The organism is Vibrio mediterranei (assembly GCF_900088415.1).
Classification (GTDB): domain Bacteria; phylum Pseudomonadota; class Gammaproteobacteria; order Enterobacterales; family Vibrionaceae; genus Vibrio; species Vibrio mediterranei.
In genome coordinates, this window is sequence record NZ_FLLQ01000008.1 from 66,047 (window position 1) to 79,590 (window position 13,544).

At 44.1% G+C, this 13,544-nt stretch carries 10 protein-coding genes; all 10 read right to left on the minus strand.

Annotated features, from left to right (window positions below):
- Positions 1–507: 507 nt before the first annotated feature.
- Complete coding sequence (gene dapB, locus VME0621_RS20170; RefSeq protein ID WP_006075634.1) at positions 508–1,317, minus strand: 4-hydroxy-tetrahydrodipicolinate reductase; 810 nt, start codon at positions 1,315–1,317, stop codon at positions 508–510.
- Positions 1,318–1,392: 75 nt separating this feature from the next.
- Entirely contained in the window at positions 1,393–1,791 is a 399-nt protein-coding gene (gene mutT, locus VME0621_RS20175) for an 8-oxo-dGTP diphosphatase MutT (RefSeq protein ID WP_038223981.1), read from the minus strand.
- Positions 1,792–1,880: 89 nt separating this feature from the next.
- The gene (gene secA / locus VME0621_RS20180; protein WP_062459868.1) at positions 1,881–4,613 is read right to left on the minus strand and encodes a preprotein translocase subunit SecA; all 2,733 of its coding nucleotides are present in this window, start codon (positions 4,611–4,613) and stop codon (positions 1,881–1,883) included.
- Positions 4,614–5,109: 496 nt separating this feature from the next.
- Positions 5,110–6,027: a UDP-3-O-acyl-N-acetylglucosamine deacetylase gene (lpxC, locus tag VME0621_RS20185; RefSeq protein WP_031494089.1), complete on the minus strand. Its 918-nt coding sequence runs from the start codon at positions 6,025–6,027 to the stop codon at positions 5,110–5,112.
- A 99-nt stretch (positions 6,028–6,126) separates the two neighbouring features.
- The gene (gene ftsZ, locus VME0621_RS20190) at positions 6,127–7,356 is read right to left on the minus strand and encodes a cell division protein FtsZ (protein WP_031495612.1); all 1,230 of its coding nucleotides are present in this window, start codon (positions 7,354–7,356) and stop codon (positions 6,127–6,129) included.
- A gap of 29 nt (positions 7,357–7,385) precedes the next feature.
- Complete coding sequence (gene ftsA / locus VME0621_RS20195) at positions 7,386–8,648, minus strand: cell division protein FtsA (RefSeq protein WP_038223983.1); 1,263 nt, start codon at positions 8,646–8,648, stop codon at positions 7,386–7,388.
- A gap of 110 nt (positions 8,649–8,758) precedes the next feature.
- The gene (locus VME0621_RS20200; RefSeq protein ID WP_096442837.1) at positions 8,759–9,553 is read right to left on the minus strand and encodes a cell division protein FtsQ/DivIB; all 795 of its coding nucleotides are present in this window, start codon (positions 9,551–9,553) and stop codon (positions 8,759–8,761) included.
- A 233-nt stretch (positions 9,554–9,786) separates the two neighbouring features.
- Positions 9,787–11,247 (minus strand): UDP-N-acetylmuramate--L-alanine ligase, encoded by a 1,461-nt coding sequence (gene murC, locus VME0621_RS20205; RefSeq protein ID WP_006072717.1) that lies wholly within the window; start codon positions 11,245–11,247, stop codon positions 9,787–9,789.
- 18 nt (positions 11,248–11,265) lie between these two features.
- Positions 11,266–12,327: an undecaprenyldiphospho-muramoylpentapeptide beta-N-acetylglucosaminyltransferase gene (gene murG / locus VME0621_RS20210; RefSeq protein WP_062459870.1), complete on the minus strand. Its 1,062-nt coding sequence runs from the start codon at positions 12,325–12,327 to the stop codon at positions 11,266–11,268.
- Positions 12,314–13,540 carry a cell division protein FtsW gene (gene ftsW, locus VME0621_RS20215; RefSeq protein ID WP_038223992.1) on the minus strand — a complete coding sequence of 409 codons (1,227 nt, stop codon included), beginning with the start codon at positions 13,538–13,540 and terminating at the stop codon, positions 12,314–12,316. Before ftsW ends, murG begins: the two co-directional genes overlap by 14 nt.
- Positions 13,541–13,544: the final 4 nt, after the last annotated feature.

Here is a 13,544-nt window from a genome sequence, read left to right on the forward strand (position 1 = left end):
AATTGCAGATTTGCCTTCCTCTTCGCTATAAATAAGCGCTTTTAGGTAGTTCAGACAAATTGGCGGTATTCTAATGATGCCCGTGACAAGTGTCAACAACTGCTGAAAAATAAAATTAAATTTTATCGCCATTGACCATTTTTTTACTCTAAACCCTCAAAAAAACACATTTAAAGAGCAAAAATCAATCAGTTATGATTCCGCATAGTTTTTCGTGCTAGCAAAGTTAATAACAACCCTGCAATTTTTACCTCATCACTACGCAAACGTTAACCGAAACAAGTTAACATAAAAAAACAAGACATAGAGAATGCATTTCACCTCAAAGCCACAAAACTCACATACAAATCCATTCGTTTTGTACAGTTTTTGTGTTTTTGTTCGATTTGGCGAGATGGCCATTCATACCCTAAATCAATATTGACTCTGAGAATAATTATGTAAAACAATTGAGCTTTGAGATTCGACTCAATGAGATATAAAAAAAGCGCCAACTGGCGCTTTTCGTTAAATGCTATCGAGACCGAGAACTTCAGTCATGGTATAAAAGCCCGCAGGCTTATCATTGAGCCATACCGCAGCTTTAACGGCCCCATTGGCAAACGTCATGCGATCGGTCGCTTTGTGGGTAATCTCGACGCGCTCACCAATATCAGCAAACATAGCGGTATGTTCACCAACAATATCGCCAGCTCGAATCGTTGCAAAGCCAATTTCGTCACGAGTACGCTCACCAGTGATGCCTTCACGAGCATAGACGGCTACATCGTTGAGTTCATTACCCATTGCACCTGCAATTGCTTCTCCCATACCTATAGCAGTACCAGATGGAGCATCTACTTTATGGCGGTGGTGTGCTTCAACAATTTCGATGTCGCAGTAATCGCCCATAACCTTCGCAGCTTTCTCAAGAAGCTTAAAGACTAGGTTAACCCCAACGCTGTAGTTCGGCGCCATAACCACTGGCACAGATTGAGCAGCCTCATCGATGATCGCCTTCTCTTCTTCGCTAAAGCCAGTTGTACCAATCACCATTTTTTTGCCATGCTGTTTGCATAGCTCTAGATTCGCAAGGGTACTTTTTGGCGCAGTGAAATCGATGATAACGTCAAAGTCATCAATAGACTTATTAAGATCATCCACCAAAGCGACGTCAAATCGCCCTTCACCACACAATTCACCAACATCAACACCAACTAAAGATGACTCTGGGCGTTCAGAACCTGCGCCTACTTCAGCCTGATTGTTGTGAAACGTTGCTTTCACTAGGTTGCGACCCATGCGGCCCGCTGCTCCTGCAATCGCAATTCTTACCATTGCGTTATTCTCCGTTGTTTATGTTGCTACCAATGTAACGCAAAGACACTAGGGCTACCAGAGTCGTTACAGATTTTAACGGTATTTTTCGACCACTTTATTTAGGATGGGTACATTCGCTTCGGGGAATGCATAATTCGGTAAATCAGCAATATTTACCCAACAGCCTTCCTGTCCCTCTTTTCCGTATGGTTCATTGTCAAACGACGTCACCGAGATAAAATCAAACTCCAACGATTTTTCTGGGTAGTCATGAAGTAGGTGCTCGAACAACTCAAACTCTTTAACTTTTATGTCGATCTCTTCGAACAGCTCACGAGTTATCGCCTCGCCGACTGATTCTCCTAACTCGACTTTACCCCCAGGAAACTCCCAAAAGCCGCCTTTGTGAAGATTATCAGGACGTTTAGTGATATAGATTTGCGACTTATCTTGGTTAAAGATGATCGCGGCAACGATATGAACTCGCTTCACGTTTTTCCCCACCTATTTCTGTGTTTCTCGTAAATTCAGATTAAAAAAAAAGAGCCGCATAATGCGACTCTTCATTTTTACATCATGGTTTAGTTAATCTTACCATGGCATTGTTTGTATTTCTTACCAGATCCACAAGGACATGGCTCATTGCGCCCCACCTTACGTTCTTCACGAACCATAGGCTGTTGTGAATCATCACTAGACTCTTCTGAGTGATCAGCAAGTTGGTTCTCAGCATCCGCGTGTTGAGCATGTGCTTTTGCTGCTGCCGCCTCTGCTTGCGCTTGACGCTGAGCTTCCATACGCTCAACTTCTTCTTGCTGTTGCACACGTACTTTTGAAAGTATAGTGATCACGTCAAATTTCAGAGAATCCAACAGTTGCTCAAACAACTCAAACGACTCACGCTTGTATTCTTGTTTCGGGTTCTTCTGAGCATAACCACGAAGGTGAATACCTTGACGTAGATGATCCATAGCCGCTAGATGCTCTTTCCATAGCGTATCTAGAGTCTGCAGCATGACCGATTTTTCAAAGTTACGAAGTACTTGTGCACCAACAGTTTCTTCTTTCTGTTGATAAATCGTTACTGCTGTATCAAGGATTTTCTCACGAAGTGCTTCTTCATAGAGCTTGTCATCTTCATCAAGCCAAGTTTTGATTGGAAGCTCTAAATCGAAGTCGTTCTTCAGACGTTCTTCTAGACCCTCGATATCCCACATATCTTCTAGAGACTGAGGTGGGATGTACTCATCGATAACAGAAGTGAACACATCAGCACGGTTTTGCTCAAGCATTTCACTGATGTCTTCTGCCGTCATTAATTCATCACGAAGCTCGTAGACTACTTTACGCTGGTCATTAGCTACGTCGTCAAACTCAAGCAGTTGCTTACGGATATCGAAGTTACGACCTTCCACTTTACGCTGAGCTTTCTCAATAGAGCGTGATAGCATCTTACTTTCAATCGCTTCACCTTCGTCCATACCACTTTGGATAAGGCTAGCCATACGATCAGAAGTGAATATACGGAGTAGTTGATCTTCCATTGATAGATAGAAACGAGACGAACCAGCATCACCTTGACGACCAGAACGACCACGTAACTGGTTATCGATACGGCGAGATTCATGACGCTCTGTACCAATGATATGTAGACCACCAGCAGCAAGAACTTGATCATGAATCACTTTCCATTCTGCTTTAATGGCATCGATTTGCTCTTGCGTAGGCTCAGAAATCTGTTCAACTTTAGACTGCCAGCTACCACCCAATACGATATCGGTACCACGACCCGCCATGTTAGTTGCGATAGTTACCGCACCTGGCGTACCCGCTTCAGCAACGATTTCAGCTTCGCGTTCGTGGAACTTCGCGTTAAGAACGTTGTGCTTGATCTTAGCTTGCTTCAACGCATTAGATAACAGCTCTGACTTCTCAATCGAAACCGTACCAACCAGAATAGGCTGACCTTTTGCACTGCGCTCTTTAATGTCTTCGATAATCGCGTTGAATTTTTCAACTTCAGTACGATAAACCACATCAGCCATGTCATCACGAACCATTGGTTTATTGGTTGGGATAACAACTGTTTCTAAACCATAGATAGACTGGAACTCAAACGCTTCAGTATCTGCCGTACCTGTCATACCCGACAGTTTTTCATAAAGACGGAAGTAGTTCTGGAACGTAATAGAAGCAAGTGTTTGGTTTTCGTTTTGAATCTTCACCCCTTCTTTCGCTTCAACAGCTTGGTGAAGACCTTCAGACCAACGACGGCCTGGCATAGTACGACCAGTATGCTCATCAACGATAACTACTTCGCCTTGCTCGTTAACGATATAGTCAACGTTTTTCTCAAATAAAACATGAGCACGAAGGGCTGCGTTCACGTGATGCAATAGGCTAATATTGGTTGGCGAGTAAAGTGTGTCACCCTCTTCCATCAAACCATTTTTGATCAATAGTTCTTCAACAAACTCCTGACCTGTTTCGGTTAAGTGAACCTGTTTTGATTTTTCATCAACCGTGTAGTGACCATCACCACGGTACTCTTCTGAGTCTTCTTGATCTTGTTGTTCAAGCTGAGGAATTAACGTGTTAATACGTGTATATAGCTCTGAACTGTCTTCAGCAGGACCTGAAATAATAAGTGGAGTACGAGCTTCATCAATTAAGATTGAGTCCACTTCATCGACAACAGCAAAGAATCGCTCACGCTGAACTCGGTCTTCCACACGGAAAGCCATGTTGTCACGTAGGTAGTCAAAACCAAATTCGTTGTTGGTACCGTATAGAATGTCCGCTTGATAAGCTTCTTTCTTTTCTTGTGGGTGCATGTTTGGCACGTTCACGCCAACACTCATGCCTAGGAATTCAAATAGAGCGCGGTTTGTTTCAGCATCGCGTTTTGCTAAGTAGTCATTCACCGTTACGATGTGAACGCCTTTGCCCGGTAGAGCATTTAGATAAGCAGGCAATGTTGCTGTAAGCGTTTTACCTTCACCAGTGCGCATCTCTGCAATTTGACCAGAGTTCAACACCATGCCACCGATAAGCTGAACGTCGAAATGGCGCATCCCGAAGACACGTTTAGACGCTTCACGAACTGTAGCAAATGCTTCTGGCAGAAGTTGGTCTAGGTTTTCACCTTTATCCAATCGCTCACGAAACTCTACTGTTTTTGCTTTCAGTTCTTCGTCAGACAATGCTTCGAACTGTGGCTCGTAGTTATTGATCTGCTTTACGATTTTTCTTAGTCGACGCAGTGTTCTGTCGTTACGACTACCGATGACCTTTGTCAGTAGGTTAGTAATCATTGTGTTTTTATTCTCTCTACCATTAGATCATATCGACCTATTAAAATTGCCTTCCGTCTCGACTAGGGTCTACTGACCTAACTGAGATAAAATCTATACCAACTGATATTGAGTTCAAGCTGTTAAATTTCAAGGCAGATATACCAATTAATGGCACATAGTTTAAGGAATTTTTGCCCTAACAACCAAGCTTCAATACAAACTAACCGTAATTAGTTTGATGTGTTTGGAAGTTTTGTCATATAAAGCCGCATTCAGCGCAGCATTGTGGCGGATATTTCTAAACGGAGATAGCGGCAGCATACATCAAAAGTGAAAACTTAAACTGCGCAGCGAGTTTCATTTAAAGCAGCCAAACTGCAAGATCACGAAGATCCACTGCAGATCTTTGCCACTATTAAGTAAAGTTCAACAGGCAACAAACTGCCACATCAGTGTTTAATGGGCATAAAAAAAACCAGACTCAAGGTCTGGTTTTTTAAACACTAGTAGTTTTTTAAGCAAGAACCATATTTGGTTCTGCAAAAGCAACTGGAGAACCAGCTTGCTCTTCGAATGTTGCCCATTCCCACGCTTCTTGGTCTGCCAATACCGCGCGCAGTAGTTGGTTATTTAGACCATGACCCGATTTATACGCAGAGAACTCACCAACAATCGCGTGACCAGCCATATAGAGGTCGCCAATCGCATCCAATACTTTGTGAGTAACAAACTCATTATCGAAACGAAGACCTTCTTCGTTAAGAATACGGTATTCATCAAGAACGATAGCATTATCGAAGCTACCACCTAACACAAGATTTTGTGATTGTAGGTACTCGATGTCACGCATGAAACCAAAAGTACGAGCGCGAGCGATATCTTTGATAAAGCCTTGCGACGAGAAATCAAACTGCAGACGCTGTTCGTCAGCATCAATTGCAGGGTGGTTGAACTCAATTTCGAAATCCATACGGAAACCGTTGTATGGACGAAGCTCTGCCCACTTATCACCATCTTCGAAACGCACTGGTTTCTTGATACGGATGAAACGTTTTGGTGCATTCTGAGTTTCGATGCCGGCTTGTTGTAGCAAGTATACAAACGGGCTTGCACTGCCATCCATAATAGGGATTTCAGGTGCATCAACTTCAACGATGATGTTATCAATGCCCATACCCGCTAATGCTGCATTCAAGTGCTCGACTGTTGAAATACGAACACCGTCATCATTAACAAGCGCAGTACATAGCATTGTGTCGCGCACAGAAAGAGGATCCGCAGGAAAATCCACAGGCGGATTCACGTCAGTACGACGGTAAACGACACCAGTATTAGCAGCCGCTGGACGCAAAGTTAGTGTTACTTTACGGCCAGAGTGGAGACCCACTCCTACAGTAGTCACTATTTCTTTAAGCGTACGTTGTCTGATCATCTACAAACCTCTTCTTCAACGCTACAAATCACGGTTGATTATGTAAGCAACCGCGAATCCTACCAGATTTTTGAGCTGTGTCAAATTTAAGCAGACAGCTTAGTCTGCTTGACGACGCAAAAATGCTGGAATATCTAAGTAGCCACTTTCCTTTTCAGGTTTAGGTGCAGCACTAGTATTCGCGCCAGATGCAGGTGCATTTGATCCCGAATGACTCGGTGTGTTCACTTCAACCTTATCCTGACTATTTACAGGCAAAGTTTGTGCCACTTTCTCTTCAACTTTCGCAGCTGGAGCTTGCGTTTGTTGTTGTGGCTGACTTGCTGTTACTGGTGTTTTACCACCTGCAACAAGCGTGATGTCAGGTTTGCGCTCATTACCGATACCAGTAGCAACCACAGTCACGCGAATTTCGTCGCTCATGTCAGGGTCTAGCGAAGTACCAATTACCACTGTTGCATTATCAGAAGCAAAAGCCTTCACTGTGTTACCGACTGTCTCAAACTCGTCTAAACGCATATCCAGACCTGCAGTAATGTTCACTAGAACACCACGAGCACCAGCAAGATCAATATCTTCTAGAAGCGGGCTAGAAATCGCCATTTCAGCGGCTTCTTCTGCACGGTCTTCGCCTTTAGCAACACCGCTACCCATCATCGCATGACCCATCTCAGACATCACAGTACGTACGTCCGCAAAGTCGACGTTAATCATACCTGGGCGAGTAATTAGCTCTGCAATACCTTGAACGGCATTCTTAAGAACATCGTTCGCACTTGCAAAGGCTTCTAAAAGCGTAACGCCACGACCTAGTACTTTAAGTAGCTTTTCATTTGGAATAGTGATTAAAGAGTCAACATGCTTTGATAGCTCTTCAATACCTTGTTCTGCAAATGCAAGACGCTTTTTACCCTCGAAGCTAAATGGTTTAGTCACCACCGCAACAGTAAGAATACCAAGCTCTTTCGCTACTTCAGCAATAACGGGAGCTGCACCGGTTCCAGTACCACCACCCATACCAGCTGCGATAAATACCATATCGGCGCCAGTAATGCTTTCTTTAATTCTTTCTTTATCTTCGAGAGCTGCATCACGTCCAACTTGTGGGTTTGCACCCGCACCCAAGCCTTTTGTAATATCGCCGCCGATTTGAATGACGTGACTAATACTCGTTTTGCGAAGTGCCTGAGCATCCGTATTCACACTAATGAAATCAACCCCTTCGATTGATTCACGAACCATGTGTTCTACAGCGTTACCACCGCCACCGCCGACTCCAACTACTTTAATGACTGCTTCGTCAGACATTTCCATCATCGGTTCAAACATTTGTTATCTCCGTTTTCCTGCAACTCAGGTTAAAACTCTTTTTGTATCCAATTACGCAACTTTCCAAAGATTGTCGACACCGATTGACGTTTTGGTTCGTTATAATCATTGTCGTCATTGATCTGACTGTCTCTTGCGTAATGAAGTAATCCAACGGCCGTAGAATGATACGGCTCCTTTACGTAGTCCGTGAGACCGCTAACCTCTAAAGGCTTGCCTACACGAACCTGATTGCGGAAGACGCGCTCTGCACACTCCACAACCCCTTCAATTTGTGCTGCGCCGCCCGTTAAGACCACGCCTGCTGCTAGATGATGTTTTACACCATTCTCTCTTAGTTTAGCTTGAACATTATCAATGGTTTGATTTACTAGTCCCATTAACTCTGTATAGCGCGGTTCTATCACTTCTGCCAATGTTTGGCGTTGCAAACTACGAGATGGTCGACCGCCAACGCTTGGAACGTTAACTGTATCATCTTTGCTCACTAGTTCGCTTAGAGCACAACCATACTTTACTTTTATTTCTTCTGCATCACTAAGAGGTGTACCAAATGCAAATGCGATATCACTGGTCACCGCATTACCAGCATAAGAGAACACTTCTGTATGTCGAAGTGCACCACCGGTCCAAATAGAGACATCCATGGTTCCCGCGCCAATGTCTACCACACAAACGCCCAGCTCTCGTTCATCTTCAGTAATAACAGCGTTACTGGAAGCTAATCCAGAGAAAACCAGCTGCTCTACCTTTAATCCACAACGCTCAACGGCCTTGATGATATTTCTTGCCATATCATTGTGACAAGAAATCAGATGAACACTCACTTCCATTCGAACACCAGACAAACCAAGCGGATTTTTTATCCCTTCTTGATAGTCTATGGTAAATTCCTGAGGAATCACATGAAGAATACGTTGTTCATCACCAATTTTAATGGATTTCGCGGTATGAATCGCTCGGTCCATATCATCCTGTGACACTTCTTCCTCAGAAATGGTTCCCATGCCTTTTTCAATTCGACTCGCAATATGCTTGCCTGAAAGAGAAATAAATACATTGCTAATCTGGCATTCTGCCATCAACTCAGCTTGATCGATAGCACGCTGCACGGATTTAACCACTGACTCTAGGTCGTTTACACCGCCTTTGTCCATGCCTCGAGAAGGACTGGAGCCAGCACCAATGATATTGACCTGACCGTCGGGTAATACTTCACCGACCAACGCAGATACAGTTGCAGTGCCTATATCAAGACCGACAATAATATTGTCATCCGTGGTCTTCGTCATCTGTACTCTCTTTGTTATAGATATTTCAATTTCCAGCGAACAATCTTGTTGCTCAATGTCCAAACTGAACTTAGGTATCGATAGATTGCTCTACCGATACGTAATACCAGTCATCCTACTTTTTTGCTCTCTGCGTGAGAGGTTCCAGCCTCTTCCGCAGGGAACCAACCAACCGCAGCACCGGTATCATATCTTAAGTCGATATAACTAATTTTAGAGACTTGATCGCCCAGCTTTCGATAAAGCGAAATAAAGCGCTCCAAGCGCTCCTGCATCGAGTCTTTACCCAACTCTAAACGGATACCGTTGTCCAAAATAACTTGCCAAGCTCGGCGTTCGTTCAGTACCAATGATGATATGGATAACCCAAGCGGTGCTAATTGCCCGTTGCTGTCTCGATAAGTTTGAAGTACTTGTAACTCAGTGCCTTTTGGCCCATAAAGTTTTACTTTCTGCTCTTCAATTGCCGACACATCACCGCTAAACACAACACCGTTTGTGTCTAACATATCAATACCATTCCAGATAGCACTAGCCTGATGCTCTGTAAGAAAGACTTTTACTGTATCTGGCCATTGTTTGCGAACGGAGGCCTGAGATACCCAAGGGATTTGCTCGACGCTTTGCTGCAGCACATTGATGTCTTGAGACATAAAAGTGCCAATGTGTTCAAGGTTGGCAAATGCGTGTTGCACATCCTTGGCAGTTACATGAGTCAAATCGCCCTGCAACACTATCTTTGATAAAGGGAGGCGCTGGTCGTCCAACATCCAGCTAATGGTGGAATAAAGTGTTGAACCTATTACGGTGATTACAGCTAATAAAAAAACAGCCCCGACCCCATGTTTAGAAAACAAGGTAATTCGACGCGTTGATTCTGCACTGCTCTCTGAAGTTTCAGTCAAACTCTTTGGTCCTTTATTAACTTCTCTTCGCCTTTCCTTAAGATAGTGGAATAAGAGTCTAATCTAATATTGTTAACCTTAGGATTATACTAATGAATATCAAACTATCAAACACTGAACCTAAGAAATATCGGCTTTTACACATTGAAATAACAAAAATGTTCGACTAAGCGATCAAAATTCTCGATAGCTCGGTCGAACAGTTAAGTTTTTTACTAATTGAACTGACGTTGCTAACTATTCTGCATTAGCTGGATATCTAACTTCATCTGCTCAAGCTTTCTGGCTACTTTACCGATATCACCAGCACCTTGCGTCAGAAGAAGGTCGCCTTCTTGCAAAAGATTCGATAAAACAGATGGTAACGCATTCACGTCTGGAACAAAAACAGGATCCAACTTACCTCTTGTACGAATAGTACGACATAGTGAGCGTCCATCAGCCCCAGCAATCGGCGCCTCTCCTGCCGAGTAAACATCCAACATCACTAAAACGTCAACTTGTTCCAGCACATTGGCAAAGTCATCATACAAATCGCGAGTACGACTATATCGATGAGGTTGGAAAATCATCACTAAGCGTTTTTCAGCCCAGCCATTGCGCGCCGCTTTAATCGTAACATCCACTTCTGTTGGGTGATGACCGTAGTCATCCACTAACATCACTTTACCGTTACCAGTTTCAAACTCACCAAGGTGTTCAAAACGTCGGCCAGTACCTTCAGTCCCTAACATAGCGTTAACGATAGCTTCATCGGCAATGTTATCTTCCGTTGCGACAGCAATCGCCGCCGCTGCATTAAGAGCATTATGTTGACCTGGAATATTCAGAGTAATCTCTAAGTTCTCTCGGCCTTTTCTGACAACCGTGAATTTACCTTGCTGACCGTCTTGACGATAGTTCTCGATTCGCACATCTGCATCATCAGAAAAACCATAAGTAATCACTTGACGACTAACACTTGGAATCAATTCACGAACCACTGGATCGTCAACACACATCACCGCCTGACCGTAGAAAGGCAGGTTATGTAAGAAATCGATAAAGGTTTGTTTTAGCGTATCAAAGTCACCACCATAGGTATCCATATGGTCAGCTTCAATATTAGTCACAATACTCACCATCGGTTGCAGGTGAAGGAAAGACGCATCACTTTCATCCGCTTCAGCGATCAATATTCGGCTTGATCCTAATCGAGCATTAGTACCAGCACTTTTTACCAAGCCACCGTTAACAAACGTCGGATCCATTCCAGCTTCCGAATAAATCTGAGTAACCAGTGCGGTCGTAGTGGTTTTACCGTGCGTACCAGCCACCGCGATACCATGTCTAAAACGCATCAGTTCCGCTAGCATTTCAGCACGGCGAACTACAGGAATTCTCAGCTCTTTTGCAGCAACTAATTCTTGGTTTTCTGGATCGATAGCCGTAGACACCACTACCACACTTGCGTTTTCAATATTACTCGCCTGATGGCCAATATAGACAGTGGCACCTTTTTGAGTCAGACGCTCTGTCACAGCATTTTCAGCAAGATCTGAGCCGGTAATCTGATAGCCTTCATTAAGCAGTACCTCTGCGATACCACTCATGCCAGCACCACCAATTCCGACAAAGTGAATACACTTCACTCGTCTCATTTCAGGTATCAGGGCCCGTATTTGTGCTAGGTCTTGAGTATGTTGCTGTGTCATGGATTAAATCTCGTCAATCTATTTTGTTAATTCGATAATTTCTTGGGCGACGCGTGTATCTGCATCAAGTTTAGCGGCTTTTCGTGCATTCTTCGCAAGCTCTAGCAGTTGCAGTCGATCGAGCTGTTTTACTTGTTGCGCCAATTTTTCTACCGTTAAATCCGGCTGTTCAATCATATAGGCAGCGCCACTGTGCACTAGGTGATCACCATTAAGCGCTTGCTGCCGATCTTTGTGCATAAATGGAATAAATATGGCGCCTACGCCGACCGCCGCTAGTTCAGAGACAGTCAAAGCACCAGAGCGACAAATTACTAGGTCAGCCCAGCGATAGGCTTGGGCAACATCGTCGATAAACTCAGTAACGTCTGCATTGTCAACTGCATTGGAGCGATATAGCTCAGCCACTTCTTCGCTATTACCTTTACCTGCTTGATGACGGATTATGTAGCCTGAACCAAGCTCTGCCATTACTGGAGGTAACGTCTGGTTTAAAATACGTGCACCTTGACTGCCACCCATGACAAGAATACGAATATCACCTTCGCGGCCTTCAAGTCGCTGTTGCGGTTCTTCAGTATCAATTAAATCTTGTCTTACTGGGTTCCCAACTACTTCAGCATTGGGAAATGCACCTGGAAACGCCTGAAATACCTTCCTGGCAATTTTCGACAACCATTGATTGGTTAATCCCGCTACACCATTTTGTTCGTGTAATACAACTGGAATACCCATGGTCCAAGCCGCAATACCACCAGGGCCACTCACATAACCACCCATGCCTAGCACGGCATCCGGTTGCCATTTTTTTAGGTGCTTTCTAGCCTGTAATATAGCGCTAAATATCTGAAATGGCGCTTTAATAAGCTTGGTAATTCCTTGTCCTCGTAGACCTTTCACTTTAATGAAATCGATCTCAATACCTTGCTTTGGAACCAAGTCGGCTTCCATACGATCAGCCGTTCCTAACCAGCGAATCTCCCAACCTTGTTCCTGTAGTCGATGCGCAACAGCAAGCCCTGGGAACACGTGACCACCAGTACCACCAGCCATCACCATCAAACGTTTATTCTTTTTCATCTTTGGCTTTTTTCTTATCTTTCTCAGGAGGCGCTTCCTGAGGTGTAGGTTCATCTATGTCTGGTAACAGACGGCATTCATGGTCGATACGTAGCAGTATCGACACCGCAACGGACATAATTATAAGACTGGAACCACCATAACTGATTAAGGGCAATGTCAAACCTTTGGTAGGAACCATACCAGCAGCAGCACCAACGTTGACTAACGTTTGAAAAGCAAACCAAATTCCGATCGCAAAAGAGAGATAGCCTCCAAATAGTTGCTTCTTCTCAAAGGCACGCTTGCCGATGTACAGCGCTTTAATCACCAAAGCAAACACCAACATCAACACAAAAAGCACACCAATAAAACCCAACTCTTCAGCTAAAACTGCAAATACGAAGTCAGTATGTGCTTCAGGCAGGTACTCCAGTTTTTGCACCGAGTTGCCTAACCCTTGCCCCATCAAATTACCACGGCCGAACGCCATCAACGATTGTGTTAGCTGGTAGCCACTTCCGAAAGGATCTTCCCATGGGTCAAGGAAAGATGTCACTCGGCGAACACGATAGGGCTCCACCAAGATCAGGGCAATAACCGCACCGACACCAGCCACCAATAACGCGATAAACTGAGACAGCTTTGCACCCGCTATAAACAGCATACCAAATAGGGTCACCAACATTACCACCACGGTTCCTAAGTCAGGCTGACCAAGCAACAAAATAGCAAAGGTAGTAAACACCATGATAGGTTTGATAAAGCCGCCAAAGAAGGATTGCCTTACCTCATCTTGCTTGCGAACTAGATAGCTCGACATGAAAATGAACAGCGACAATTTAGCGACTTCAGCGGGCTGCAAGTTAAAGAGCCCAAGAGGGATCCAGCGCGAGGCACCATTAACCGACTTCCCGACGGCCAATACGACGACCAGAAGAAATATCGACAACGCAAGCAAATAAGTACTGTAACGAAACCATTTTTCCGTTGGTACTTGCAGAACAATAGACGATGTCCCAAGCGCTAGCACCAAGAAAATCGCATGTCGAAACATAAAGTGGAATGGTTGGTCAGTGAGTCTTGAACTAATAGGAAAAGAAGCCGATGTTACCATGACCAAACCGGTAATCATCAATGCAAACGCTAACCACACTAACTGTCTATCATAGAGGGCATCAGGAGCTGGCTGTGAGAACCAACCTGTTACCCTTTGTCGAAATTGATGGAACATAGTA